The sequence below is a fragment of the Streptomyces sp. NPDC060366 genome (assembly GCF_042725135.1).
Lineage (GTDB): Bacteria > Actinomycetota > Actinomycetes > Streptomycetales > Streptomycetaceae > Streptomyces.
Genome location: NZ_JBHXDC010000011.1, coordinates 100,157 through 124,909 on the forward strand (window position 1 = coordinate 100,157; position 24,753 = coordinate 124,909).

General features: G+C 70.6%; 24 protein-coding genes. 8 read left to right on the forward strand and 16 right to left on the reverse strand.

Annotation, left to right across the window (positions count from 1 at the left end; genetic code table 11):
• The first annotated feature begins 14 nt into the window (after positions 1-14).
• Together ACFWHU_RS25335 and ACFWHU_RS25340 are read left to right on the forward strand one after the other, a co-directional pair.
• Positions 15-464, forward strand: coding sequence for a DNA-binding protein (locus tag ACFWHU_RS25335; protein WP_385800237.1), 450 nt, complete (start codon positions 15-17; stop codon positions 462-464).
• 122 nt (positions 465-586) lie between these two features.
• Complete coding sequence (locus ACFWHU_RS25340; RefSeq protein WP_385800235.1) at positions 587-1,633, forward strand: D-cysteine desulfhydrase family protein; 1,047 nt, start codon at positions 587-589, stop codon at positions 1,631-1,633.
• Between the two features lie 69 nt (positions 1,634-1,702).
• On the opposite strand, the gene nhaA is transcribed toward ACFWHU_RS25340, so the two are convergent.
• The 7 genes from nhaA to thrS form a co-directional block, all read right to left on the reverse strand.
• Positions 1,703-3,598 (reverse strand): Na+/H+ antiporter NhaA, encoded by a 1,896-nt coding sequence (gene nhaA / locus ACFWHU_RS25345; RefSeq protein ID WP_387227385.1) that lies wholly within the window; start codon positions 3,596-3,598, stop codon positions 1,703-1,705.
• A 132-nt stretch (positions 3,599-3,730) separates the two neighbouring features.
• Positions 3,731-4,462: a 2OG-Fe(II) oxygenase gene (locus ACFWHU_RS25350; RefSeq protein WP_387227387.1), complete on the reverse strand. Its 732-nt coding sequence runs from the start codon at positions 4,460-4,462 to the stop codon at positions 3,731-3,733.
• 138 nt (positions 4,463-4,600) lie between these two features.
• Positions 4,601-5,476 carry an alpha/beta fold hydrolase gene (locus ACFWHU_RS25355; RefSeq protein WP_387227389.1) on the reverse strand — a complete coding sequence of 292 codons (876 nt, stop codon included), beginning with the start codon at positions 5,474-5,476 and terminating at the stop codon, positions 4,601-4,603.
• 81 nt (positions 5,477-5,557) lie between these two features.
• Positions 5,558-6,250: a CGNR zinc finger domain-containing protein gene (locus tag ACFWHU_RS25360; protein WP_387227391.1), complete on the reverse strand. Its 693-nt coding sequence runs from the start codon at positions 6,248-6,250 to the stop codon at positions 5,558-5,560.
• 67 nt (positions 6,251-6,317) lie between these two features.
• The gene (locus ACFWHU_RS25365; protein WP_385800227.1) at positions 6,318-6,506 is read right to left on the reverse strand and encodes a hypothetical protein; all 189 of its coding nucleotides are present in this window, start codon (positions 6,504-6,506) and stop codon (positions 6,318-6,320) included.
• Between the two features lie 71 nt (positions 6,507-6,577).
• Positions 6,578-6,994 carry an ATP-binding protein gene (locus ACFWHU_RS25370; RefSeq protein ID WP_387227393.1) on the reverse strand — a complete coding sequence of 139 codons (417 nt, stop codon included), beginning with the start codon at positions 6,992-6,994 and terminating at the stop codon, positions 6,578-6,580.
• 91 nt (positions 6,995-7,085) lie between these two features.
• Entirely contained in the window at positions 7,086-8,345 is a 1,260-nt protein-coding gene (gene thrS, locus ACFWHU_RS25375) for a threonine--tRNA ligase (RefSeq protein ID WP_387227395.1), read from the reverse strand.
• Positions 8,346-8,690: 345 nt separating this feature from the next.
• On the opposite strand from thrS, the gene ACFWHU_RS25380 reads away from it, so the two are divergent.
• A complete protein-coding gene (locus ACFWHU_RS25380) occupies positions 8,691-11,969 on the forward strand; it encodes a LamG-like jellyroll fold domain-containing protein (RefSeq protein WP_387227397.1) in 3,279 nt (1,092 codons plus the stop codon).
• Positions 11,970-12,047: 78 nt separating this feature from the next.
• Here ACFWHU_RS25380 and ACFWHU_RS25385 read toward each other — a convergent pair whose 3' ends face one another.
• The 3 genes from ACFWHU_RS25385 to ACFWHU_RS25395 form a co-directional block, all read right to left on the reverse strand.
• Positions 12,048-13,016 (reverse strand): aldo/keto reductase family oxidoreductase, encoded by a 969-nt coding sequence (locus ACFWHU_RS25385; RefSeq protein ID WP_385802882.1) that lies wholly within the window; start codon positions 13,014-13,016, stop codon positions 12,048-12,050.
• An 88-nt stretch (positions 13,017-13,104) separates the two neighbouring features.
• Complete coding sequence (locus ACFWHU_RS25390; RefSeq protein ID WP_385802880.1) at positions 13,105-14,232, reverse strand: lectin; 1,128 nt, start codon at positions 14,230-14,232, stop codon at positions 13,105-13,107.
• Between the two features lie 330 nt (positions 14,233-14,562).
• On the reverse strand, positions 14,563-15,156 hold the full coding sequence (locus tag ACFWHU_RS25395; RefSeq protein WP_385802878.1) for a GNAT family N-acetyltransferase: 594 nt from the start codon (positions 15,154-15,156) through the stop codon (positions 14,563-14,565).
• Positions 15,157-15,333: 177 nt separating this feature from the next.
• On the opposite strand from ACFWHU_RS25395, the gene ACFWHU_RS25400 reads away from it, so the two are divergent.
• The 3 genes from ACFWHU_RS25400 to ACFWHU_RS25410 all read left to right on the forward strand — a co-directional run bounded on the left by ACFWHU_RS25400 (position 15,334) and on the right by ACFWHU_RS25410 (position 16,778).
• Complete coding sequence (locus tag ACFWHU_RS25400; protein WP_381789766.1) at positions 15,334-15,591, forward strand: type B 50S ribosomal protein L31; 258 nt, start codon at positions 15,334-15,336, stop codon at positions 15,589-15,591.
• A 185-nt stretch (positions 15,592-15,776) separates the two neighbouring features.
• Positions 15,777-16,148 (forward strand): VOC family protein, encoded by a 372-nt coding sequence (locus ACFWHU_RS25405; RefSeq protein ID WP_385802876.1) that lies wholly within the window; start codon positions 15,777-15,779, stop codon positions 16,146-16,148.
• A gap of 33 nt (positions 16,149-16,181) precedes the next feature.
• Entirely contained in the window at positions 16,182-16,778 is a 597-nt protein-coding gene (locus tag ACFWHU_RS25410) for an AAA family ATPase (protein WP_387227620.1), read from the forward strand.
• Positions 16,779-16,822: 44 nt separating this feature from the next.
• On the opposite strand, the gene ACFWHU_RS25415 is transcribed toward ACFWHU_RS25410, so the two are convergent.
• The 5 genes from ACFWHU_RS25415 to ACFWHU_RS25435 all read right to left on the reverse strand — a co-directional run bounded on the left by ACFWHU_RS25415 (position 16,823) and on the right by ACFWHU_RS25435 (position 22,017).
• The gene (locus ACFWHU_RS25415) at positions 16,823-17,530 is read right to left on the reverse strand and encodes an alpha/beta hydrolase (protein ID WP_385802874.1); all 708 of its coding nucleotides are present in this window, start codon (positions 17,528-17,530) and stop codon (positions 16,823-16,825) included.
• 256 nt (positions 17,531-17,786) lie between these two features.
• Positions 17,787-19,193 (reverse strand): MFS transporter, encoded by a 1,407-nt coding sequence (locus tag ACFWHU_RS25420; protein ID WP_387227401.1) that lies wholly within the window; start codon positions 19,191-19,193, stop codon positions 17,787-17,789.
• A gap of 107 nt (positions 19,194-19,300) precedes the next feature.
• Positions 19,301-19,786, reverse strand: a complete 486-nt coding sequence (locus tag ACFWHU_RS25425; protein WP_385802870.1) for an RpiB/LacA/LacB family sugar-phosphate isomerase — start codon at positions 19,784-19,786, stop codon at positions 19,301-19,303.
• Between the two features lie 3 nt (positions 19,787-19,789).
• Positions 19,790-20,797: a ribokinase gene (locus ACFWHU_RS25430; protein ID WP_385802868.1), complete on the reverse strand. Its 1,008-nt coding sequence runs from the start codon at positions 20,795-20,797 to the stop codon at positions 19,790-19,792.
• A gap of 209 nt (positions 20,798-21,006) precedes the next feature.
• Positions 21,007-22,017: a LacI family DNA-binding transcriptional regulator gene (locus ACFWHU_RS25435; protein WP_387227405.1), complete on the reverse strand. Its 1,011-nt coding sequence runs from the start codon at positions 22,015-22,017 to the stop codon at positions 21,007-21,009.
• A gap of 268 nt (positions 22,018-22,285) precedes the next feature.
• Between ACFWHU_RS25435 and ACFWHU_RS25440 the strand changes: the two genes are divergently transcribed.
• The gene (locus tag ACFWHU_RS25440) at positions 22,286-23,065 is read left to right on the forward strand and encodes an SDR family NAD(P)-dependent oxidoreductase (RefSeq protein ID WP_385802865.1); all 780 of its coding nucleotides are present in this window, start codon (positions 22,286-22,288) and stop codon (positions 23,063-23,065) included.
• 123 nt (positions 23,066-23,188) lie between these two features.
• Here the strand turns inward: ACFWHU_RS25440 and ACFWHU_RS25445 are convergent, their stop codons facing one another.
• Positions 23,189-24,157: an EamA family transporter gene (locus tag ACFWHU_RS25445; protein WP_387227408.1), complete on the reverse strand. Its 969-nt coding sequence runs from the start codon at positions 24,155-24,157 to the stop codon at positions 23,189-23,191.
• Between the two features lie 40 nt (positions 24,158-24,197).
• On the opposite strand from ACFWHU_RS25445, the gene ACFWHU_RS25450 reads away from it, so the two are divergent.
• A complete protein-coding gene (locus ACFWHU_RS25450; protein ID WP_387227410.1) occupies positions 24,198-24,704 on the forward strand; it encodes a MarR family winged helix-turn-helix transcriptional regulator in 507 nt (168 codons plus the stop codon).
• Positions 24,705-24,753: the final 49 nt, after the last annotated feature.

Here is a 24,753-nt window from a genome sequence, read left to right on the forward strand (position 1 = left end):
CCATGCTGGTGTGCATGTCATCGACTTCCGATCAGCACCCCTCCGACCCCTTCACCGCCCCTCACCCGGACCAGGCCCGTGCGCACCGCGTGCACGCGTCCCTGTTCCGTATCGCCGAGCGGCACGCGGCCACGGAGACCCAGCGCCGCCGGCAGACGCATCCGTCCGTCATCGCGCCGCACGAGGCGGTCAGGCTCGTGTCGTTCCTGCTCAGCGGGGCGGCGAAGCCGGAAGCGGGTGAGCCGGAGGTGGACCACGCCGACATCACCGCCGCTCTGAGCCTCGTGCCGCGCGCCCGCGGGGACATGGACGAACTGGAGGCGGGACTCCTCCAGATGGCGCGCGGCCGGGGCATGACCTGGCAGGAGGTCGCCTTCGGTCTCGGTCTCGGCACCCCGCAGGCCGCCCGCCAGCGCTACGAACGGCTGGTCGGGCGTACGGCCGCAGACCAGGACGCCGAGTAGGCCGCAGCGTCGGCAGAGTCGGGGAGGCCGCGCGCGCGGCGATCGCGCGAGGTGGTCACGTGGAGTGGTCCGACGGCACGTCGTGCGCGGCGAGCGGGAGCGTCGGCAGGCAGAGTAGAGCCATGGTGACCATCTCTACGGGTGACGGGCAGCCGTCCCGCACTCTCCTCGGCAGTTGGCCGACCCCGCTCGAACCGATGCCACGGCTCGCCCGCGCACTCGGCCTCGGCGCCGACGACCTGTGGGTCAAACGCGACGACCTCATCGGTCTCGGCGGCGGCGGCAACAAGGTGCGCAAGCTGGAATGGACCTGCGGGGCGGCGCTGGCCGACGGCGCGACGGTCCTGGTGACGACCGGGGCGCCGCAGAGCAACCACGCGCGTCTCACAGCGGCGGCGGGCGCCCGGCTGGGACTGGACGTCGTCCTCGTACTGACCGGCGGCCCCGGATCGTCCGAGTCGGGCAATCTCACGCTCGACGGACTGTTCGGCGCGCGGGTGGTGTGGGCCGGTGATGTCGGCAAGGAGGAGCTCGCCTCCATCGCCCGGCATGTGGCGGGCACACTGCGCGACCGCGGCGCCGTGCCCGCGCTGATCCCCTTCGGCGGCTCCAGCGTGCTCGGCGCCCGTGGCTATGTCGAATGCGGACAGGAACTCCTCACCCAGGCCGCCGACCTGGCGACCGTGGTGGTCGCCCTCGGCTCCGGCGGCACCATGGCCGGACTGGTCGCGGCGCTGGGACCCGAGCGGGTCCTGGGCGTTCACGTCGGAGCCGTCGCCGACCCCGGCCGCGTCGTGTCGCACCTGGTCTCCGGTCTCTCCGGAACGCACTGCCCGCCGGAGTCCCTGCGGATCCGCCTCGACCAGGTCGGATCCGGCTACTCCGCCCTCACCGAACCCGTCATGACCGCCCTCACGCTGGCGGCCCGCACCGAGGGCATGGTGCTCGACCCCATCTACACCGGACGCGCGATGGCCGGGCTGACGGCGGCGGTCGAGGCCGGCGAGATCACACCCGGCCGGCGCACGGTCTTCCTGCACTCGGGCGGCCTGCCCGGCCTCTTCGGCCACCGGCCGGCCCTCGAACGGGCGGCGGCCGAACTGGCCGTGGACGGCGACCCGTTGAGCACCTGGGAGCCCTCGTCGGAGGTGACGGACCGGCGGAAGTGACGGCGAACCGGCGGAGGTGACGCACGGGCAGAGGTGACGCACGGGCAGAGGCGACAAGCCGGCCGGGTGTCACGAATCCGGCTCGGCGAGCGCGGCCTGCTGCCGGGCCGTGCGCACCGCCGCCGAGAGATTGCCGATGTCGTACGCCCCGTGGTGGCGCCGCCCGTTGATGAAGAAGGTCGGCGTCCCCGACACACCGCTCAGATCGGCCGAGTCCACGTCGTCGGCGACCCACGCCGCGCCCTTGTGGCGCCGCAGGTGCCGCTCGAAGCGCTCCGTGTCCAGACCGAGGTCGGCGGCGAAACGGAGCGCGTCCGCGAACCGCAGCGTGCCCTCGTGCGCGAGCAGGAGATCGTGCATCTCCCAGAACGCGCCCTGGTCGTACGCGGCCTCCGACGCCTCGGCGCCGAGCATCGCACCGGGATGCACATCGGTCAGCGGCATGTGCCGCCATACGTAGCGGACGTCCCCGAAGTCGGCCAGCAGCTCCCGGATGACCGGCTCGGCCTTCCCGCAGTACGGGCAGTCGAAGTCGCCGTACTCCACGACCGTCACCGGCGCCTCCAACGGGCCGCGGATCTTGTCGCGTTCGGAATCGACGGGGACCGCGAGGTCGACGATCGATTCGGCGGTGCCCAGCAGCGCCCGGTTGCGGCGCCGTTTCGGCAGCAGCCCGATCACCGCGCTGACGGCCCAGGTCACCGCGAACGCGCAGAGCAGAGCCGTGAGCGTGCCGATCTTCGCCTCCTCCAGATGATCGCCGTCGAAGGCCAGGGTGGCGATCAGCAGCGACACCGTGAACCCGGCGCCCGCGATCGTCCCGCCGGCGGCGACGGCGCCCCAGCCGACCGGCGGACGCAGCCGGCCGTGGCTGAGACGGGAGGCCAGCCACGAGGCGGTGAGTACCGCGATGGGCTTGCCCACGACGAAGGCGCACACGATGCCCAGCGTGACGGGGGAGGTGAAGGCCTGCGACAGCTCGTCGGGGGTGATCCTGATGCCCGCGTTGGCCAGCGCGAACACCGGCACGATCACATAGCTGGACCAGGGGTGGTACATGCGCAGCAGCCGGTCGTTGGGCGAGATCGCCGAAGCCAGCCCGAGCCGCGCGGAACGCTCGAGTTCCGGCGTCGGCTGTTCCCTGAACCGGCGGAACAGGCCGGTGGCGCGCTCCAGATCACCGCGGGCGGCGGGGTACGCGGAAGTGAGCAGGCCCATCACCAGCCCGATGACGACCGGATCGACACCGGACTCCAGCAGCGCCACCCATGCCGCGATCGCCAGCAGCGCGTACCAGACGCCCCGGCGTACCCCCTGGTAGCGCAGCACGATGATCACGCCGAGGATGCCGAGGGCCACCAGCAGAGCGACGGGCGCGACGCTCTCGCTGTAGGCGAAGGTGATGACGGCGAGAGCCACGAAGTCGTCGACGACGGTAACGGCCAGGATGAACGTACGCAGACCGGTGGGCAGCCGCCTGCCCAGCAGCGCGAGCATGCCCAGGGCGAAGGCGGTGTCCGTGGACATCGCGGCGCCCCAGCCGTAGGCCGTGCCGTTCCCGGCGTTGACCAGCAGATAGATCGCGACGGGCACGAGCATTCCGCTGACCCCCACGAACACGGGCAGCGCGATACGACGTCCGTCGCGCAGCTCGCCCATGTCCCGCTCGCGGCGCGCCTCGAGACCGACGACGAAGAAGAACAACGCCATCAGGCCGCTGTTGACCCACTCCCGCAGTTCGAGAGACAGGCTCCGCGACCCGAACGACAGCCCCACATGCGTCCGCCAGAGGCGCTCGTACGACGAGAGGTCGGCGTTCGCCCAGGCGAGCGCGGCGAGCACGGCGGCCAGCAGGACGGCCGCACTGCCCGTCTCGGTGCGCAGGAACTCCCGCCACGGTGTGCGCGTCGGCCCACCGCACCGCGTCTGGCCGGTGTAGTCGGCGTCCGGGGAGGAATCGGTCATCCCCGGATTCTCCACTCGCCGGGCGGGCGGGCCCGGCAGCGAAGAGTGTGTCGGCCCCGGCTCTTGCCGTACGCCGCCGCGCGAGCACCGCCCGGACCGCCGATGCTCGTCGGTCGTCGTCGCCGGGCGGGCTCACGCGGCGTCGTGGAAGACGAGCCCGAGAGTGTGCCGACGGCCGGTGCGCACCGTGCTCACACCGTGCCGCATGGGCGCGTTCGACCAGCCCCGCGCGGAGCGCACCGGCCGGTCACGGGTGGTGAAGACCAGCCCGTGACCCTGCGCAATGGTGGCCGACGAGCCCCGCGACTGGGCGCGCGGACGCTGCTCGGTCATGATGAATTCCCCGCCGCCGAAGTCCGTTCCGGGCACGTCAAGACCGACAACGACCTGGAGCGGGAAGACCATGTCGCCGAACACGTCCCGGTGCAGGGCGTTCCAGTCGCCGGCGCCGTAACGCAGCAGAATCTGGGCGGACTTGGGCTGCCCTGCCTCATGACACATCGTCAGCCACTCGTCCAGCGTGTCGGGCCAGGGCGCCGTCTTGCCCAGTTTCCCGGCCCAGTCGCGGGCGACGGGCAGCAGGCGCGGATAGAGTGCGGCCCGCAACTCCCGTACCAGGTCGGGAAGTTCATGGGTGAAGTAGCGGTACTGCCCGGACCCGAACCGGTGGCGGGCCATGTCCACGGTCGTCCGGAACCGCTCGCCGTCGTCGTACAGCGCGCCGATCGCGCGGCACTCGGCGGGGGAGAGGAGCGGCTGCCCGGTCAGGGCGTTGCCGTACGCGTCGAGGTCGCCGGTGATCGCCTTCCAGTCCTGCGCTGCGACGCGATCACCGATCCTGCCTGCCGTGTCGATGGTCCGCATCGTCTCTCCGCCTCTCCGGTCGCTCTCGGTGCACTGTCGAGAGTGCCGCCCGGAGACCTCTCCCGCTGGCGGGATTCGGACATCGCGCTGGTCGGGCGAGACGTCCGGATCCACACCTTCCGATGAGTGGCCGATCGGCTATCCGGCGGGCAGATCCGCCTTCGCGAGGAATTCGCGGATCAGCTCGGCGACCTCGTCCAGCGTGCTTTCCAGCAGGAAGTGCCCTCCGTCGAGGAGATGCACCTGCGCGTCCGGCACGTCGTCGGCGAACGCGCGGGCGCCGTCCGGACCGAAGATCTCGTCGTTCCTCCCCCAGACGGCCAGCAGGGGAGGCCGGCGGTCACGCAGATAGGCGTGCAGGGGCGGGTAGAGCGGCAGATTGCTCGCGTAGTCGAGCAGCAGCTTGAGCTGCACGCGGTCGTTGCCGGGGCGCGACACGAGGGCGTGGTCGTGGAGCCAGGTGTCCGGGCTGACCAGGCTCGGGTCCGGAACGCCGTGCAGATACTGCCACTTGATGGTGTCCAGGCTGAAGGCTTCGCGGATGGCGCCCACCGTCTCGGGGGTCTGCTCGCGCCAGTACGCGCGGGCGGGCTCCCAGAAACTCTCGACGAGTCCGGCCTCGTAGCCGTTCCCGTTCTGCGTGATGATCGCCGTGATCGCGTCCGGGTCGCGCAGCGCCAGGCGCCAGCCGATCGGGGCGCCGTAGTCCTGGACGTAGAGGGCGTAACGGGAGACCCCGAGCCCGGCGAGAAGCTGGTGGGTGAGGTCGGTGAGCGCGTCGAAGGTGTAGTCGAACTCCCCGACGGGCGGCGCGTCGGACAGGCCGAAGCCGAGGTGGTCGGGGGCGATGACGTGATAGCGGTCCGCGAGCTCCGGGATGAGATGGCGGAACATGAACGAGCTGGTGGGAAAGCCGTGCAGCAGGACGAGTACGGGGGCGTCGGCCGGTCCCGCCTCCCGGTAGAAAAGCTGTCGGCCCTGAACTGTCGCGTAGCGGTGATGGACGTCGACCATGACGGTCTCCTTGCCTCGGGCCCCGAGTGTCTGGTTGTTCCACACCGGTCCGGCCGATCCGTCCGGCCGGGCCGGGCGGGCTCACGCCTTCGCCGACTCGGCGGCGTCGCGGTGGCGCCGGTAGTGGCGGGCGACGCGGGCGCGGTTCCCGCAGTCGGCGGAACACCACTCCCGGCGTGGGTGGGAGCGCACGAAATACAGCACGCAGCGCGGACCGTGGCAGGCCCGCAGCTCGGTCCTGCCGGGCCCGGCGAGGAGGCGTACGCCTTCCTCCGCGAGCTGCGACAGGATCCAGCCGGACGGGGCGCCGTCGGTGGCGGCCGTACGGCCCGGCCCGCTCTCCCCGGTCCACTCCAGCATGGACCAGGAGGGTGTGTACGCGCAGGACTCGTTGACGGCGGCGACCGCCGTCGCGAGGGCGTCGGCGTCGGAGGCGGCGCCCGTAACGGTGTCCGGCGTGTCCCCTGTGTCGCCTGTATTGCCGGTCGTGACGGCGGCGAGGTGGCGCAGCGCGTCACGCAGTCGCCGGAACTGTCGGAGCTCGTCCGCAGAAGGTTCCGGCAGCCGCGCGAGGGACAGACCGTCGGCCCGCGGGAGGCGCGGCCGGACGCCGCACAGCCAGGCCACCAGGCCTCCGGGACGCGCCAGCTCGTCGTGCACGCCGTCCCGGTCTGCCCAGAGCGTGTTCATGAACTCGACCGGCAGAGGCTCCCCCAGCAGCGGAGCCGCTGTCGGGGGCGGGACCTCGGACGTGCCGGCCTCAGTGCTCTCCATACGCACAACCGTAATACGGAACCTAATGGTTGTCGACCGGAGTAAGCATTTGGATCGGTGGTGGCTGTCAGCGGCGGCGCTGCACCTGGGTCCACTCGGCGAACCACCAGACGAACGCGACCAGCACCGCCCACAGCAGTGCGTGCCCGGCGGCCGACGGCCAGGGCAGTTCCCCTCCGAAGCGCTCCACTCCGGCCGTCGCGGCCCAACTCACGAGCAGAACCGCCAGGATCCGGATACGTCGGTGTTTCAACATGAGACCCGAATACCCAAGATCATGAGCCGGACACGCGACGGCCGCACTCGGCCACCCGAAGCCACAGGCGGCTACCGCGGGAGCACCGCGTAGATCGTCTTGCCGGGACCGGGCCCCGGACCGGGCGCGATCGCCAGCCAGCCGGCCAGCCTGCGGACCATGTGCCAGCCGAACCCGCCGCCACCGCCGTCGAGATCGGGGGCGCGCTCGCGCGGCGGCGCCGGGTTCGGGTCGCTGACGGCCACGGTCACCGAGTCGGGCGCCGCGGACAGTTCGAGCGTGTACCGGCCGCCGCCGTGCCGCAGGGCGTTGGTGACCAGCTCGGACACCACCAGGACGATGGTGTCGACCACGCCGGACCCCGGTGTCGGAGTGAGGCCGCCGGTGAAGGCCCTGGCGGTGTCGCGGGCCTCGTGGATCCCCGCCGGGTTGTCGCCTCGCACCACGCCCGGTTCGGGCATCACGTCGGTGATCCTCGTGCCGTTCATGCGTGTTCACCTCACGTGCATCGCTTGTACCGCTTTCAGGGCAAGCGTTCCCCCTCGGTCCGACTTCAGGCCCATGGAATCAGCCGTGTCCTTAGACCCCCTCCCGTCCCTCCCCTTCCTCGTCCTCGGCCCGTTCCTCGTCCCAGAGATCGGTGCTGTACGCGCCGACAAGTGCCCCGAGCCTGTCCAGGAGTTCGACGGCCGGCAGGGCGTCCACGCGCCGCCCGTCCCGCAGGCGCAGCGCGACCGAGTCCCCGGCGGCCTCCCTCGCCCCGATCACCGCCTGGTACGGCACCAGCCTGGCCGCCCTGACGCGGGCACCCAGGGTGCCGTGCTCCGGCCCCGAGATCTCTGCCCGCAGTCCTCGCGCGGCGCATCGCTCCACGAGCGCTTTTGCCTGCGGGAGTTCGGTGTCGGAGACGGGCAGGACCACGAGCTGGGTTGGCGCGAGCCAGCCCGGAAAGGCGCCGCCGTGCTGCTCCACAAGATGTGCGACCGCCCGCTCCACGCTGCCGATGACACTGCGGTGGATCATCACCGGCCGGTGCTTGGCGCCGTCGGCGCCGATGTAGCGCAGATCGAACTGCTCGGGCTGGTGGAAGTCGACCTGGACGGTGGACAGGGTCGACTCGCGCCCGGCCCCGTCGGCGATCTGTACATCGATCTTCGGGCCGTAGAACGCCGCCTCACCCTCCGCCGCCTCGTACGCGACGCCCGCCCCGTCGAGGACCTCGGTGAGCAGCGCCGCGGACCGTTCCCACAGAGCCGGATCGGCGACGTACTTCCCGCCGGGCCCCGGCAGGGACAGCCGGAAGCGGGCCGGACGGATGCCGAGCGCGTCGTACGCCCGCCGGATCAGCTCCAGCGCCGCCCGCGCCTCCTCGGCGACCTGGTCCACGGTGCAGAAGATGTGCGCGTCGTTGAGCTGAATGGCGCGTACGCGGGTCAGTCCGCCGAGCACCCCGGACAGCTCGGAGCGGTACATGGCGCCCAACTCGGCCATCCGCAGCGGAAGTTCACGGTAGCTGTGGGCGCGGGACCGGAAGATCAGCGCATGGTGCGGACACAGGCTCGGCCGCAGCACGAACCGCTCCCCGCCCAGCTCCATCGGCGGGAACATGTCGTCGCTGTAGTGCGACCAGTGCCCGGAGATCTCGTACAGCTCCTGCTTGGCCAGCACCGGTGAGTACACATGCCGGTACCCCGCGCGCCGCTCCACGCCGCGGATGTACTCCTCCAGGGCGTGCCGTACGGTCGCGCCGTCGGGCAGCCAGTACGGCAGGCCGGCGCCGATCAGCGGATCGGTGTCGAACAGGCCCAATTCGCGGCCGAGTCTGCGGTGGTCGTGCATGGCGGTCTCCTCGCTCGCGTGGAGCGAGTGACCGCGTGACGAAGCCCCGGGGCACTCGCCCCGGGGCTTCGAATTGGATCAGCAGTCAGCGCGCCGGGACACTCTCCGGCGTCGTCGTCATCGCGGCACGCTTCATGACGTCGACGGTAGAGCCGAACCCGCGCCCGTAGCAACGCCATTTCCGCCCCGCGTCCCGCGAACACCTTGTGTCGTAACTCTGGACACCCGCCGAGCGGGCGTGCTGTCATTCCGCTGCGCACTCTTTCCAACGTTGTAATGCCAGGGACGGAACCCTTCCGCTCCCGCTCGTTCCGCCCCCGCCCGCGCGAGGACACCGAGGAAACCATGAGACGAAAGCCCGCCACCCGCTCCCGACCACTGCTCCGCTCGCTGCTGCTCGCCGTCGCCCTGCTGCTGCCGGCGAGCGGTTTCGTCCCGGCCGCGACGGCCGCCGACACCGCGTCCGCCGATGCCCGGTCCGCCGTCGCCCCGGCCGACGACGAAGTGCACGGTCTCAAGGGCGAGTACTTCAGCATGTCCGCGCCGGGTGCGCGCGACTTCGCCGACCTCGGGGGAGTGGCCCTCGACCCGCAGATCGAATTCCCGGGCCTGGCCTCGACGTTCGAGTCCATGACCGGCCGCACCGAGCACACCACCGCCCGCTGGACCGGCCGCATCGAGGCCCCCGCGAGCGGCGACTACACCTTCTACGCGACCGGCGACAACGGCTTCCGGGTGTGGATCGGCGACAAGGTGGTCATCGACCACTGGGAGCCGGACTGGGACAAGGAGCAGACCAGCGAACCGGTCGCGCTGACCGCCGGTGAGCCGCAGGAAGTCCGGGTCGAGATGTTCCAGGACATCGGCGGCGCGAACATGTTCCTGCGGTGGTCGGGCGCCGGCACCGAGAAGCAGATCGTCCCGGAGTCCGCGTTCACCCCGCCCGCCGACTTCGAGATCTACCCGGTCTCGCTGACGGTCGGCAAGGACGGCCGCCGGCTCCGCGCGACCTTCGAGGACAAGGTCGGCGGCACGATCGCTTCGGTCAAGGACCATCTGAAGGTCGAGGTCGACACCACGCCGATGCCGGTTTCCTCCGTCGCCCGCACACCCGGCGACCCCTACTCACTGACCGTCACGCTGAAGGCGCCGGTCCAGAAGGACCAGCGGGTCAGCTTCCGTTACGACGGCGAGGGCGGCCTCCAGGCCGGCGGCGAGACGGTGCCGGAGATCATGCGCACCGCCACCAACGACTCCACGCACCGCCTCACCACCGAGTGGGGCGACAAGCTCGACCCGGACAACCCGCTGCCCGAGTACCCCCGCCCGCAGCAGGTGCGCGACAACTGGAAGAACCTGAACGGCCCTTGGCAGTTCGCGGGCGCCGAGAAGGACGAACGTCCCGTCTTCGGCAAGGACCTCGACGAGAAGATCATCGTGCCGTTCCCGGTCGAGTCGCAGCTCTCCGGCCTCGAACGCCACGAGGACCACATGTTCTACCGCAAGCTCGTCACCGTGCCCCAGGGCTGGAAGGTCGGCAGCGGCAAGCGGCTGAAGCTCAACTTCGACGCCGTCGACTACGCGACCCGCGTCTGGGTCAACGGCACCCAGGTCACCGAACACACCGGCGGCTACACGGCGTTCGGCGCCGACATCACCGACGCGCTCAAGGACGGCGGCAAGGGCCCGCAGGAGATCGTCGTCGCCGTCACCGACACCAACGGCCCCAACCAGCCGATGGGCAAGCAGTCCACCGACCCCGGCGGCATCGTCTACACCCAGTCGTCGGGCATCTGGCAGACGGTCTGGATGGAGCCCGTCGCGACGGCGGCCATCGACGAACTCCTCACCACGCCCGACATCGACGCCGGCTCCCTGGCCGTCACGGTCAACTCCGCCAAGGCCTCGCCCGACGCCAAGGTCAGGGCCGTCGCCCGCGACGCCAAGGGCCGGATCGTCTCGGCGGTCAGCGGCCGTCCCGGCACCGAACTGCGCCTCCCGATCAAGAACCAGCGCCTCTGGACCCCGGACGACCCGTACCTCTACGACCTCGACGTCACCCTCACCGACGGCCGCTCCACCGACAGCGTCGACAGCTACTTCGGTATGCGGTCCGTCGGAATCGAGAAGGTCGGCGGCTACCAGAAGCTCGTACTGAACGGGAAGCCGGTCTTCTCCCTCGCCATGCTGGACCAGGGATTCTGGCCCGACGGCCTCTACACCCAGCCCAGCGACGCGGCGCTCGCCTTCGACCTCAAGGCCCAGAAGGAGCTCGGCTTCAACGCCGTACGCAAACACATCAAGGTCGAGTCGGCCCGCTTCTACCACCACGCCGACAAGCTCGGTCTCCTCGTCTGGCAGGACTTCGTCTCCAGCGACATCACCAACGAGGCCGGACAGCGGACCTTCGTCGACGAGGGCAAGCAGATGATGCGGCAGCTGCACAACTCGCCCTCCATCATCGGCTGGATCGTCTTCAACGAGGGCTGGGGCGAGTGGAACCGCGAGGAGACCGGCCGGATCGCCGAATCGGTGAAGCAGACCGACCCCTCCCGGATCGTCAACGCCCACAGCGGCGTCAACTGCTGCTCCTCCAAGGGGGATTCGGGCAAGGGCGAGATCATCGACCACCACGACTACGTCAACAACGACGCCCCGTTCCCCGACCACCGCGCCGCGATGGACGGTGAGCACGGCGGCTTCACCCTCCGTACCCCCGGGCACATGTGGCCGGGCCCGCCCGCCGCGATCTACAGCGGAGTGGCCGACAAGGACGCGCTCACCGCGAAGTACGTCCAGAACACCACGGACTTCTACCTCGAAGCGGCGGGCGCCGAACTCTCCGGCTCCGTGTACACACAGGTCAGCGACCTGGAGAACGAACTCAACGGCTTCTACACATACGACCGCCGGGAGATAAAGGTCGATCCGGCGCAGGTGCGCGCCATCAACCTGAAGGTCATCGAGGCAGGCGCCGAGGCGGGCGAGCGGGACGAGCTGAGCGGCGGCGGGTACTGGCCGCTGGACGAGGGCACGGGCACCACCGCCCGGGACAAGGGACCGAACGGCAGCTCCCTGAACCTCGTCGGCGGTTCCACCTGGACACCGGGCGTCAGCGGCACGGCGCTCGCCTTCGACGGCGAGGGCCAGTACGCGCAGACCGAAGGACCGGTGGTCGACACGACCAGGAGCTACTCGGTGTCGGCGTGGGTCACGCTCGACGAGCTGCCCGGCAACTACGCCACGGCGGTGAGCCAGGACGGACGGCGCACGGAGAATCCGTTCTATCTCCAGTACGGCCAGGGCGCGTTCGCGTTCAGCACCCCCGGCGGCAACCGCGCGCGCCTGGAGATCCGGCCCGAGACGGACCGCTGGTACCACCTCGTCGGGGTCCGTGACTCGTCCTCGGACGACATCACGCTGTACGTCGACGGCGCACCGGTCTCTACCGTCGCCGCGGGACCGGTCGATGTGAGCACCGGACCGCTGTCGCTCGGCCGCGCGAAGTACGACGGCGCCAAGGGCGACTTCTGGAACGGATCGATCGACCAAGTACGCGTCTACGACAAGGCGCTGACGGACAGTCAGGTTCAACAGCTGCACGAGGAGGAGCAGCCGCGGTAACGCGGACACACAGCGACGTGGTCCCCGGCGAGCCGAGCGGCTCGCCGGGGACCACACGCGCGTCGGGGGCGGCCCCGGTCAGGGCAGCGGCGCGCCGCGCGCCGTCAGCCACAGGTCGTACCACTCCTCGTGGGTGAGTTCCGGCTCCCGTACGGCCGCGTCGGCGCAGGCGCGGATGCGCTCCGGGCGCGCGCTTCCGACGACCGGCGCGATCCGGGCCGGGTGCCGTCGCAGCCACCACAGCAGGATCGTTTCCGGTGTGGTGTTCTTCGCCTCGGCCAGCGAGGCGACGAGCCGCGCCGTCGCCCGCTCGTCCGCCGTCTCCTGGCGGCCGGTGTACCGGCCCTGGGCGAGGGCTCCCCAGGCCTGGATCGCGATCCCGTTCGCCCGGCAGTACTCGGTCGTCCCGAGCGGATAGCCGCCCTCGGCCGCCTCCGGGGTGTTGATCAGCACCCCGGCCTCGACCCAGTCCCGGCGCGCCAGGCTCATCTCCAACTGGTTGGCGACCAGGGGGAATCCGAGCCCCGCCCGCAGTTGTGCGATCTGCGCGCCGCCCATGTTCGACACGCCGAACCGCCGTACGAGACCCTGCTCGTGGAGCGAGGTGAGGGCGCTCGCGATGTCGTCCGGGTCGGCGAGCGGGTCGGGCCGGTGCAGCAGCAGGACATCGATGACGTCCGTACGCAGCCTGGTCAGGCTCTCCTCGACGCGCCTGACGATGCTCGCGGCGCGCAGGTCGTAGATTCCGGGCCGCTCGCCCTCGGCGAGCCGGATACCGCACTTCGTCTGTACGACGACACGCTCCCGTAGTCCCGGGGTGCGGCTGAGGACCTCGCCGAAGACGGCCTCGGACTTCCCGTGCCGGTAGATGTCGGCGTGGTCGAACGTGGTGATCCCGCTCTCCAGCGCCGCCTCGACCGCCGCCTCGGCGGCGTCGATGTCCGCAGGGCCGTAGGGGGTGGTGTCCCAGCCGCCGCCGAGCCCCATACAGCCGTACAGCAGCCGGTCGGCGTCCTTCGGCTCCGCTTCTTTCGTCTCTTTCGTCACGCGGTCACCCTACGGCGGCCCGGATCGCGTGTGGCCCCGGGGAAAGCCTCCCCGGGGCCACACGCTTCGTACGTCCTGCCGGGGCAGGTCAGCAGTACAGATTGCCGCCCGGCGCGACGCCCAGGATCTGGGTGAAGCGCTGGTAGTTGTTGATCCTGCTCTGGACCGTCGCGGGGTTACGTCCGTCGCACTCCAGCGAGCCGTTGATGGAGCGGATCGTCTGACCGAAGCCGGCCTGGTTGACCATCGCGTTGTGCGGGGTCATGGTGCCGGGACCGTTCTGGGTGTTCCAGTACCAGAGACCGGTCTTCCAGGCGACGGCCGAATCGTTCTGCACACGCCACGGGTCGGCGAGCAGGTTGATGCCGAGGGCGTCACCGGCCGCCTTGTAGTTGAAGTTCCAGCTGAGCTGGATCGGTCCGCGGCCGTAGTACGCGGCCTGGCCGGCCGGGCACCCGTACGACTGCGAACTGTCGCAGTAGTGCGGGTAGTTGGCCGTGTTCTGCTCCACGACATGGACCAGACCGCCGGTCTCGTGGCTGACGTTGGCGAGGAAGGCCGCTGCCTCCTGGCGCTTGACGGTGTCGCTGCCGGTGGTCGCGAAGCCCGGGTAGGCGCTCAGCGCCGCGGTGAGACCGCTGTAGCTGTAGAAGCCGTTGCGGCTCGGGAACATCTGGTTGAACTGCGCCTCGCTGACGACGAATCCGCCCGGGTTGCCGCCGCCACCGCTCGGCGGCGCGTTCCACTTCTGGTTCGACTGCCCCGAACAGGTCCATATCTGGAGCCGGGTGCCGTTCGCCGAGTTGCGGTCCTGGACGTCCAGGCACTTGTTCGCCTGCGGGTTGACGATGTCGTTCGCACCGGAGACCACCCAGCGCTGGTTCGCGCCGCCGGTGCAGTCCCACAGATGGACGAGCGCCCCGTCGGCGGTGCTGTTCCCCGAGACGTCAAGGCACTTGCCGAGCGCGCGCAGCGTGCCGTCACCCGAGTTGGACCAGCGCTGCGCGTTGCTGCCGTTGCAGTCGTAGATCTGTACGGGGGTGCCGTTGGCGCTGCTCGCCCCGGCGACGTCGACGCACTTGCCGGCCAGACCGGTGATCTGGCCGTCGGCCGCCTGGGCGGCCGGAGCGGTGAAGAGAGTGGCGATGAGGGCTGCGACCGCGAGGAGGATCGCGGACCGTACGAGGGAAATGCCTCTGCCGGATTTGCTCAACATCTCTGATTTTTTCCCTTCGCGCCAACGGCGCACGGAGCCCTGCCGGCGAGCCGGCAGGGCCAAGGAGGAGATGCGCATGGGTGGTGTGTCGATTGGATTGAAAAGGAAGGTCTAGACCTTGTCAAGGCACATGGCGGACGGACCGTCAGGGGGCGACGCGGGGCTGACCCGGCGTCAGGCCCTCGGCGGCAGCATGGACCAGGTGCTGTGCCAGGTCGTCGACTTCGTCGGATCGAGAGTCGCACCGCCGCGGCGAGACGCGGCCGGCGTCATGATCCGTGATGCGCGGTATCCGTACCGCGCCGTGACTTCGTGAGGCTTCCCGATCCCCTAAGGAAAGGCCGCGGTGGGACCGCCCGCGTCGAGATCGCCCTTGCGCAGACGGTAGACCTGCAACTGCAGGTTGTAATACTTCTCCGTCTCGCCGACCCACTCCATCCCGACCCGCCGGGCCGTCGCCGCGCCTCGGGCGTTCCGGGGCCGTACCACCGCGAACAGCTCCTCGACGCCGGCGTCCGACTCGAAAGCCCGATGCGCAACGGCGTGGCCCGCCTCCGCGGCCAGACCCTGCCCCCAGACGCCGGGAGCGAGCTGCCAGCCGATCTCCAGGTCGCTGCCGAACGGGGGGAGCGGCAGCAGGGCCACCCCTCCGACCAGCTCACCGGTCTCGCGCAGGGAGACGGCCCACCGGCCCTGCGGAGGTTCGAGCGTGGCCGACTCGGTCACCCACCGCTCGACGAGGCGCTCCATGGCGGCCAGATCCGATACCGGCTCCAGAGCCGGGGCGAGCCATCGGGACACCTCGTCCACGCCGTAGACCGGCAGGGCCGCCTCGGCATCACCCGTCGCCCACGGTCGAAGGGTCAACCGGGGAGTACTGATCAGGGAGCCTTCGATAATGACCCGATGTATTCGGTCAGCCATACATCGAGAATATCACCGGAACGCCTGGTCAGTCGGGGGCGGTACGGGTCAACTACCTGTTCATCGGCCACCGGTGGACCATCCGAATTCGGCGGAATAACCGTCCCCCTCCCACCGTTGAACCACATACGCGGGGGTCGATCGGACCCCAGGCGAGTCGGCAGGAAGGGATCACATATGAAGCCTCGTATCCACCCCGTATCCCGTCCGGTGGTTTTCCGGGACCGCGCTGCCGATTACGCGTTTCTGACGCGCTCGACCGCGGAATCGGACAAGACGATCGAGTGGGAGGACGGGGGGAAGTACCCCGTCATCGACGTCGAGACATCATCGGCGAGCCACCCCTTCTACACCGGTAACTCGCAGGTTCTTGACACCGCGGGCCGTGTGGAGCGCTTTGAGCGCCGCTACGGCGACGCCTCGAAACGTGGATGAGTCGCACCGGGAAGCGTCGGCGCGAAGACGGAGACCATGGGCCCCGGTGGCGAGATCAATTGATCACGCCACCGGGGTTTTTCCTATGTCGCGGTGCATTGTCGTACGCGCGGGGACCGGAAAATATCGCGCGCGACGGCCAAAACGAATTGATCATGGCCCGACCCGTCTGACACCATCACCGGATGATCAGCATCGGGACGATCGTGATGGGCGCCTCCGACGTGCGGCGCGCGGCCGAATTCTGGAGCCGGGCGCTGGACTACGTCCCGCGCGACGGCGAGAGGGAGGACGACTGGGTCGTCCTCGTCCCCGCCGACGGCCCGGGGCCGGGGCTGTCCCTCGGGCTCAGTGAGACGCCGGTGCAGAAGCACCCCCGCGTCCACCTCGACCTCTACGCGCGCGACGCGGCCGAGCAGGCCGCGGAAGTGGCGCGCCTGGTGTCCCTGGGCGCCGAACGCGTGGACTGGGACCTGTATCCCGGCGACGCCGACTTCGTCGTCCTCGCCGACACCGAAGGCAACCGCTTCTGCGTCATCGACACCGGACGCGGCTGAGATCCGCCTGCGAGGGGGGAGAACCGGGTGAGTATCCAACTACGTTCCGCGGTCGTCCTGATCACCGGCGTGATGGCCTCCGGGAAGTCCACCGTCGCCGGCATCCTGGCCGAACGGCTGCCACGCGCCGCCCACGTACGCGGCGACACCTTCCGCCGCATGCTCGTCTCCGGCCGGGAGGAACTGCTGCCCGAGGAGACCGCCGAGGCCAGGGCCCAACTGGACCTGCGCCAACGGATCACGGTGACGGTGGCGGACGCCTACGCCGACGACGGATGGACAGCCGTCGTCCAGGACATCGTCATCGGCGAGGACTTGAGCCGATTCGTCGCCAGGGTCCGCACACGGCCTCTGTACGTCGTCGTGCTCGCCCCCTCGACCGAGGCCGTACGGAGCAGGGAGCACGCGCGTCCGAAGACCGGATACGGCGTCTGGTCGGTCGAGGCGCTCGACCACAGCCTGCGCACCGAGACCCCGCGCATCGGACTGTGGCTCGACACGACGAAGCAGACACCGGCGCAGACGGTCTCGGCGATCCTCGCCGACCTTCCGGCGGCGCTCGTCACGACCGACCGGAATCGACCGATCGCGATCGACCGCGCTGGGTCGGCAGAGCAGTCGGCGCAGTGACCGGCGATGCGGTGGACAAGCCCCTCAGGGGGTGACGAGGACCGTCAGTCGCTCGTGGCCGGGTCCCGCCCCTCGTCGAACGCGCGCCGCACCGGACCGGGCAGCGGAGCGAGACCGAGCAGACCCGAGACCAGCTCGGTGGTGAGCGAATGCCACTCGTCGGCCCGCCGGAGCATCGCGTGGTCACCGCCGGACATCAGCACCGCGCACGCGTCGGCGCCCGCCGCTCGGGCGCGGCGCACCACGTCCCGGCTGCCCAGCGGGTCGGTCGTACGGTCCCGGTCGCCGTGCACGAGGACGATCTGCCGGTCCATGAGCTGACCCACCGGTTCCCCGGACGGGCACCACGGGGCGAGTCCCACCACGCCGCGCACCAGATCGTGCCCGGCCACGGTGAGCGCGGCGCGCCCGCCCATCGAATGACCGACCAGCACCACCCGTACCGAACCGGCGAGCTGTTCCAGCTCGTCGAGCGCCCGGAGCGCGTCCACCGCCGCGTCCGCACGCGCGCCGTTCCATCCCCGGTGCCGGTAGCGGACCCGTCCCACGAGGACGTCCCGGCCCTCGGTGGCGCGCAGCACCGCCCGCGTGAACGGGCGCATCCGCACGGCGGCCAGATTCCACCGGGGCGGCGGCTCGATGCCCTCCGAACGTCCACCGTGCAGCAGGAGCACTGCGGTACGGGGCCGCGCGGCCGATCTGTCGAGCACGAGGGCGGGTGGGAGCGGAGCACCGGGATCGCTGACGGGCACGAGGTGCCTGACCTCTCTTCTGTCATCTGTGGTGGGTGGGGCCCCATCCACCACAGAAGGTATTCGGCGCCGAGGCCGCCGCGGATGCCTCGTCCGGCGTATCGATTTCGCATGCCGGAACAGACCGGAACGGACCGGACGAGACCGTAACGGACCGGAAGAGACCGGAACATGTTCGAACTGAAGGGGCGGTGGCGCGGCGCCGACCTCCGGACCGTAACCGCACCACCGCCCCCTCAGTTCCGAGATCGCGGACTCAGGACCGTCGCGCAGTCCCCTCCGACTCGACCGCCGCCTGGTCCGTGCCGCGAGGCCCCGGGACAACCGCCGGTGCGTCCGCCTTCTCGGCGGCCACCGCCGCCGCGCGCTCCCGCGGTCCCCAGGTCTCACTCGTCGTCGCCACACCGATCAGTCCGACCAGCCCGATGACCACGTAGAAGGCGGCCGGGCCCACCCAGTCGAACGACTCCGCAAGCAGCACGGCCAGGAACGGCGCGAACCCGGCGACGGACGCCGCGATCTGGTAGCCCAGCGAGGCGCCGGACGTACGGGTGTTGGTCTTGAACAGCTCGGCGAACCACGCCGCCTGCGTACCGGTCAGCGCCGCGTGGATCACACCGATCGCGATCAGATAGATCAGCACGACGAGCACCGGATTGCCGGTGTTGGCCATCAGGAACATCGGGAAGCCGAACGCGACCGCCATCAGACACCCGGCCAGATACAGCTTCCGCCGGCCGATCCGGTCGGTCAGCGCGCCGGACAGCACCGTCGTGCCCACCGCGAGAAGACTCGCGATGACGATGCCGGCGAGGGCGATGCCACGGTCGTTCTCGTCGCGGTCGGTGATGTACGACAGCAGATAGGTCGCCGTCAGGTAGTACGCACACGACTCGACGACGCGCAGCGCGATGATCCGCAGGATGTTCCGCCAGTCGTTGCGCAGCACCGTCGCGAGCGGGTTCTTGACGGTCCCGCCGCTCGCCTTGGTCTCCTCGAACTCCGGCGACTCCGTCAGCTTCACCCGGACGACCAGGCCGACCACGATCAGCACCGAGCTGGCCAGGAACGGCACGCGCCACGCCCAGTCGCTGTCGAAGTTCACGGACAGCAGGAAGACGATGTTGGCCAGCGCGATGCCCAGCGGGTTGCCCGCCTGGGGTATCGCCGCGTACAGACCACGCCGCCTGCGGGGCGCGTGCTCGTACGCCATCATCACCGCGCCGCCCCACTCGGCGCCGAACGCGAGGCCCTGCACCATGCGGATCAGCACGAGCAGGATCGGCGCGGCGATGCCGGCCTGCGCGTAGGTGGGCAGCACACCGATGAGGACCGTGGCGATGCCCATCGTCAGCAGGGCGGTGACCAGGACGGGCTTGCGGCCGTACTTGTCGCCGAGATGGCCGCCGACGGCGCCGCCGATGGGGCGCATCAGGAAGCCGACGCCGAGCGTGACGAAGGCCAGCAGGGTGCCGACGACCGGGTCGGACTCGGGGAAGAAGACGTCACCGAAGTAGAGGGCGGACGCCGTGCCGTAGGCGACGAAGTCGTAGTTCTCCACACAGGTTCCCGCGGCGGCTCCGAGGGAGGTCCTCAGCTTGCCGCGGCTGCCGTCCTGAGCGGTGGCGGCGGCCGGGGAGGGTGCGCTGTTGCTCGCGCTCATGCCGTAACTCCTAATCTCCTTTGATCACCGGTTACGCGGTGGGGGTACTTCTGCGGGTGGTGTGCGTGGGGACGGGGGTGCGGGGGAGGGGAGGGGAGGAGCGGTGATCAGCTCCCGTCGGCGGCGAGTTCCGCCGCGAGTTCACGCGCCGACCTGAGCTCCAGCTCGTGGAGCTTGGCGACCCGCCGGACGGTGTCCTCGTCGTTGTCGAACGTCGCGCCGAGGAATGCCTCGATGACCGCGCCCGCCGTCGCCGGGCCGATCAGCCAGGCACCCATGGCGATGGCGTTCGCGTCGTCGTGCTCGACGGCCTGGTGCGCCGAGTAGACGTCGTGGCCGAGACCGCAGCGGATCCCGGCGATCTTGTTGGCCGCCATCAGCGCGCCGGCGCCGGTTCCGCACACGAGCACGGCGCGGTCGGCCTCACCGGTGCGTACGGCGTCGCAGGTGGCGAAGGTGATGTCGGGGAAGTCGACCGGCGCGTCACTGTCCGTGCCGCGGTCGAGGACTTCGTGGCCGAGCCGTTCCAGGACGCCGCGCACATGGTCCTTCAGCGCGTGTCCGGCGTGGTCGTTGCCCAGAGCGATTCTCATGTGTCAGCCCTTCGTGGTGAGTTCGGTGATGTCAGTGGTGCCGGTGGTGCCAGTGGTCCGGGTGGTGCCGGTCGTGTCCGAATTCGTGCGCGCCTCGCCGATCTCGTCCGCGTACGGGATCGAGGCCATCGCCCCGCGCCGGGTGACCGTGACCGCCGCCGCGGCCGAAGCCGTCGCCAGTGCGACGGGCAGGTCGCTCTCGCCCCGGGCGAGGGCCGCCGCGAGATAACCGGTGTAGGTGTCGCCGGCCGCGGTGGTGTCGACGGCGGTGACCTGTACGGCGGGGATGTGGATCACCCGGTCGCCTACGTTGGCGTACGCGCCGTCCGCGCCCGTGGTGCAGACGACGACGCAGTCCAGTGCCCGGGACGTGGTGAGCACGGTGCCCGCCGCATCCCGGCCGTCGCCGCGCTCGTCCGCGCCGACCAGCGCGGCCACCGCCCGCATCTCCACCTCGTTGACCACCAGCAGGTCGATGTCGGTCGTCAGACAGCCGGTGTCGGCTGGCGCCGGAGCGGCGTTGAGTACGACGGTGGCGCCGCGCTCCTTGGCGAAGCGGGCCGCGTGGGCGACCACCGCCACCGGGGTCTCCAACTGGAGCAGTACGAGATCGCCGGGCGCCGCCCCGGCCAGCCCCGACTCGACGTCCTCCCGGCTGAGACGGGCGTTCGCGCCGGACGCCACGATGATGCGGTTCTCGCCGCCCGCCTCCACGGCGACGACCGCCGTGCCCGTGTGCGTACCGTCGGCGGTCACCACCCACCCGGTGTCCACACCCGATTCGGTCAGCGCCCGGCGTACGAGCCGGCCGTGCGCGTCGTCGCCGAGCGCACCGATCATGACGACCGTCGCACCTGCCCGTGAGGCGGCCACGGCCTGGTTGCCGCCCTTGCCTCCGGCGGTGATCAGTACGTCCGACGCGAGCACGGTCTCACCGGCCGCCGGGAACGCGGGCACCTCCAGTAGCTGGTCGGCGTTGAGGCTGCCGACGACGAAGACGGTGGTGGGCATGGGGGATCCCCGTTCATGGTGTGGAAGGCGCGGTGCTGTACGGGACGGCGGGCGCCGGTCGGGCGGGCCGCTTCCCTCAGAAGGCCTGATACGGATGAGCAGTTGTGTGATGGGCGAGGTGACGGCGGACGCCGGTTCCGCCTCCCGCCAGGGGGAGATCCGGACGGCGGGCGCGGGCCGGGGTGTGGCCGCTTACCGCCTTCTCCCGGCTAGAGAGGCCGGCGTCGGCCGCCCGACGACTCCCGCACGACGAGACGCGTCGGCAGGATCACCGATTCGGGGGTGCGGCCCTCGATGACGTCGAGGAGGAGTCTCATCGCCGTCGACCCCATGGCCTGCGCGTCGTGCGAGACGACGGTCAGCGGCGGGTCGAGTTCGGAGAACCACTCGATGTCGTCGAAGGCCACCAGATCGATGTCCGAGCCGATGCGCAGCCCACGGCGGCGCAGCGTCCCGAGCGCGCCCACCGCCATCGGGCTGTCGGCCGCGAGCAGCGCGGTCGGCGGGCGTCCGCCGGACAGCAGCCGTTCGGCGGCCGTCGAACCGCTCGCCGAGCGGAAGTCCCCGGAGGTGATCAGTTCGGGGTCGGCGTCGAGACCGTGCCGGGCGACGGCACGCACGAAGGCGTCGTGCCTGGCGCGGCCGGTGGAGATGGACCGGGGGCCGCCGATGTAGCCGATACGGGTGTGGCCGCGGTCGGCGAGATGGGCGACGGCCTGGTCGATGCCCAGCGCGTTGTCGGAGGTCACGCTGGGCACCTCGAAGCCGTCGACGGTCCGGTCGACGAAGACGAGGGGCACGGTGGTGGCGAGGGTTCTGAGGTGGGCGCTGTCCTCGCCCTGCGGAGCGATGATGATGCCGTCGACCCGCTGGGTGAGGAAGGACTCCAGGTAGGTGTCCTGCTGCTTGGGATCCTCGTTGGCGTTGGCGAGGAGGGTGACGTACGAGGAGCGCAGGGCGGCTTGTTCGGCCCCGTGCGCCACATCTGCGAAGAACGGGTTGCGCACGTCGGAGATGAGCAGGCCCACCGTCTGCGAACGGGCCGAGCGCAGGGAGCGCGCACGGGCGTCGGGCCGGTAGCCGAGTTCGGCGACGGCGGCGTGGACGCGTTCACGGGCGGCGGGGGAGGTGGAGGGGTTGCCGGAGAGCACTCGGGACGTCGTGCCCACGGAGACGCCGGCCAGTGCGGCGACGTCCTTGATGGTCACGGTGCTGTCCATGGGTGCCTCTTGCGGATCGGTGTGTACGGGTGGGCGGTGGCGCGTTCGGACGGGTGGTCGGGCGGTCGGCGACATGGCCGGCCGGACTGACGGGACTGTATCCCGAGAGCCTCTGGAAACGATTCCATGGAAACGTTTCCGAGACAGGATCCTGAAGCGTCTCCTCCGGTGCGTCAAGGGGTTCGACCGATCGGTTCTCGGATCGGTCCGCGCGGCGACCACGTCCCCCACCAGGCCGTGGGCCAGGTGTGACGTCTAATCTGCGGACATGGATTCGCAGGCGTATCTCTCCGAACTGTTCTCCCTGGAAGGCCGCGTCGCCCTGGTCACCGGCGGCAGTTCCGGCATCGGCAGGGCCATCACCGAGGCCCTCGCCCGAGCCGGTGCGAGCGTCGTGATCGTGGCCCGCAGGGAGGCGGAACTGGCCGCCACTGTCGACGAGTTGACGGACCGTGGCTGCCGGGCGGCGTGGGTGAGCGGCGATCTCGGTACGCGCGAAGGCGTCCGTACGGTGGCCGACGAGGCGGCGGGGATGTTCGGCGAACCGGACACCCTCGTCAACTGCGCCGGGATCAATCTGCGGCCCCCGCTGGGGGAGACCGGCGACGACGTGTGGGACACGACGATGTCGGTGAATCTTCAGGCGCCCTATCTGCTGGGGCAGCGGTTCGGCCCCGGCATGGCCGAACGCGGTTTCGGACGGATCATGCACGTCACGTCCCAGCAGGCGCACCGGGCGTTCGTCCAGAGCGGTGTCTACGGTGTCTCGAAGGGCGCGCTGGAGTCGCTCGCCCGCTCACAGGCCGAGGCGTGGTCGCGGTACGGGGTCACCTGCAACACGCTCGTGCCGGGGTTCGTGATGACGCCGCTCAACGAACGGCTGTCGTCCGACCCCGAGCGGGTCGCGGCGCTCGCCGCGCGCACGATGGCCGGGCGCAACGGGGTCGCGGAGGACTTCGCCGGCGCGGCCGTGTTCCTGGCGAGCCGGGCGTCCGCGTACGTCACCGGGCAGTCGGTCTTCGTGGACGGCGGGTTCTCCGTCCACTGATCCGTCCGTCGAGGGCCGGGCGCGGCTGTACGGCGGCCCGGCTCAGGTCCTGGACCGTGCCGGGCCCTGGACCGGGCCAGGTTCGGGTCCTGGACCGGGCCGGGCTCGTAACCACGCCCGGAATCAAGCGCGTTGACGTCGGGGCCGGCGTTCGCGTGGCAGCGGGTCGGGTTCGCCGGAGCGGGCCGCCGACCGCCGTGCGCGCAATCCGCGCGCGGCCCGTGTCACGACCGGCTGCCCCAGCGCGATGCCGAGGAACACCAGTGCCAGGCCGAAGACTTGGCGCGCGGTGAGGGTGTCGCCGGCGACGAGCGTGCCGAGCAGGACACCGGTGACAGGGTTGAGCAGACCGATGAGCCCCACCGTCCCCGCGCTCAGGTGCCGCAGTCCGGTGAACCACGCGGTGAAGGCGAGAGCCGTCGCCACGCCGGAGATGTAGGCGAAACCGAGCAGGGCGCCCCCGTCCAGGGCCGGCGGTGCCCCTTCGACGGCGATCGCGACCGGCACCAGAACCGCTCCTCCGGCGATGAGCTGCCACGAGGTCAGTGCGAGAACATCGACGTCCGGGCACCACTTCTTGGTGAGGATGTAGCCGATCGAGGAAATCGTCATGGCGGCCACGGAGGCGAGCACGCCGAGCGGATCGATCCCGGTCGCGTTCGTGAGGAGCATGACGCAGACGCCCGCTATTCCGACGCCCGCGCCGACGGCGGGCAGGGCGCGCGGACGCTCCGCCAGCAGCGGCCAGGCGAGCAGCATCATCATCACCGGCGCGGTCGCCATGACGGTCGAGGCGATGCTGGTCGGCAGGAGCTGCGCCGCCACGTAGACGAGGGCGAAGAACGCCCCCATGTTCAGGGTGCCGAGCACCAGCGCCTTCCACCACAGCGCTCCGCGCGGCCGTCGCCTGCTCAGCGCCAGCAGGACGATTCCGGCGGGCAGGGCCCGGAACACCGCCCCGTACAGCGGATGGTCCGCCGGCAGGTGGCGCTGCGTGACGAAGTACGTCGTGCCCCACGCGATCGGTGCGACGGCGGTGACGAGTGACCAGCGGGCGGACGCGGGGCTCGTCGCGGTGGCGGTAGCTTCCATGGAAGCAATAGTATCTTCCTAGGAAGGTATTATTCCCGCCATGACCGAATCCCTTGACCGCGTGGCCCGTATCCAGCGGGAATGGGTCCGCGAGCGCCCCGATGTCGACGTCCGTCCCCAGGGCGTCATCGGGCGGCTGCACCGCCTCGGCGCATATCTCACCGAGGAGTTGTGCGTCGTGTACCGGAAGTACGGGCTGGGGGAGGGGGACTTCGACGTCCTGGCCGCACTGCGGCGGGCGGGCGCGCCGTTCGAACGCGCCCCCGGCGAACTGGCCGAGCACACCATGGTCACGACGGGCGCGATGACGAAACGCGTCGACCGGCTCGAACGGGCCGGGCTCGTATCCCGGCGGGCGAGCGAGAGTGACGGGCGCGGCAGGGTCGTCGCGCTGACCTCGGAGGGCCGGGCGCTCATCGACCGCGCCTTCTCGGAGCACATGGCCAACGAGCGCCGCTTGCTGGAAGCCCTGACCGAGCGGGAGGCGGCGCAGCTCGAATCCCTGCTGACCAAGTGGCTGGCGGCGACCGAGGAGCCTCGCGGCTGAGCGCGCGGGGTCGGCGGGGCCGTCCGGCGGGTTGTCCTGGGGGCCGTCG

Bases quoted from the DNA above. Each gene is read 5' to 3' on its own strand.
- ACFWHU_RS25420 (WP_387227401.1), bottom strand. From the start codon at position 19,193: ATGAGCGCGAGCAACAGCGCACCCTCCCCGGCCGCCGCCACCGCTCAG.
- nhaA (WP_387227385.1), bottom strand. From the start codon at position 3,598: ATGACCGATTCCTCCCCGGACGCCGACTACACCGGCCAGACGCGGTGC.
- ACFWHU_RS25395 (WP_385802878.1), bottom strand. From the start codon at position 15,156: ATGGCTGACCGAATACATCGGGTCATTATCGAAGGCTCCCTGATCAGT.
- ACFWHU_RS25400 (WP_381789766.1), top strand. From the start codon at position 15,334: ATGAAGCCTCGTATCCACCCCGTATCCCGTCCGGTGGTTTTCCGGGAC.
- ACFWHU_RS25360 (WP_387227391.1), bottom strand. From the start codon at position 6,250: ATGGAGAGCACTGAGGCCGGCACGTCCGAGGTCCCGCCCCCGACAGCG.
- ACFWHU_RS25435 (WP_387227405.1), bottom strand. From the start codon at position 22,017: ATGGACAGCACCGTGACCATCAAGGACGTCGCCGCACTGGCCGGCGTC.
- ACFWHU_RS25340 (WP_385800235.1), top strand. From the start codon at position 587: ATGGTGACCATCTCTACGGGTGACGGGCAGCCGTCCCGCACTCTCCTC.
- ACFWHU_RS25440 (WP_385802865.1), top strand. From the start codon at position 22,286: ATGGATTCGCAGGCGTATCTCTCCGAACTGTTCTCCCTGGAAGGCCGC.
- ACFWHU_RS25380 (WP_387227397.1), top strand. From the start codon at position 8,691: ATGAGACGAAAGCCCGCCACCCGCTCCCGACCACTGCTCCGCTCGCTG.
- thrS (WP_387227395.1), bottom strand. From the start codon at position 8,345: ATGCACGACCACCGCAGACTCGGCCGCGAATTGGGCCTGTTCGACACC.
- ACFWHU_RS25430 (WP_385802868.1), bottom strand. From the start codon at position 20,797: ATGCCCACCACCGTCTTCGTCGTCGGCAGCCTCAACGCCGACCAGCTA.
- ACFWHU_RS25450 (WP_387227410.1), top strand. From the start codon at position 24,198: ATGACCGAATCCCTTGACCGCGTGGCCCGTATCCAGCGGGAATGGGTC.
- ACFWHU_RS25355 (WP_387227389.1), bottom strand. From the start codon at position 5,476: ATGGTCGACGTCCATCACCGCTACGCGACAGTTCAGGGCCGACAGCTT.
- ACFWHU_RS25425 (WP_385802870.1), bottom strand. From the start codon at position 19,786: ATGAGAATCGCTCTGGGCAACGACCACGCCGGACACGCGCTGAAGGAC.
- ACFWHU_RS25445 (WP_387227408.1), bottom strand. From the start codon at position 24,157: ATGGAAGCTACCGCCACCGCGACGAGCCCCGCGTCCGCCCGCTGGTCA.
- ACFWHU_RS25350 (WP_387227387.1), bottom strand. From the start codon at position 4,462: ATGCGGACCATCGACACGGCAGGCAGGATCGGTGATCGCGTCGCAGCG.
- ACFWHU_RS25390 (WP_385802880.1), bottom strand. From the start codon at position 14,232: ATGTTGAGCAAATCCGGCAGAGGCATTTCCCTCGTACGGTCCGCGATC.
- ACFWHU_RS25335 (WP_385800237.1), top strand. From the start codon at position 15: ATGTCATCGACTTCCGATCAGCACCCCTCCGACCCCTTCACCGCCCCT.
- ACFWHU_RS25405 (WP_385802876.1), top strand. From the start codon at position 15,777: ATGATCAGCATCGGGACGATCGTGATGGGCGCCTCCGACGTGCGGCGC.
- ACFWHU_RS25370 (WP_387227393.1), bottom strand. From the start codon at position 6,994: ATGAACGGCACGAGGATCACCGACGTGATGCCCGAACCGGGCGTGGTG.
- ACFWHU_RS25365 (WP_385800227.1), bottom strand. From the start codon at position 6,506: ATGTTGAAACACCGACGTATCCGGATCCTGGCGGTTCTGCTCGTGAGT.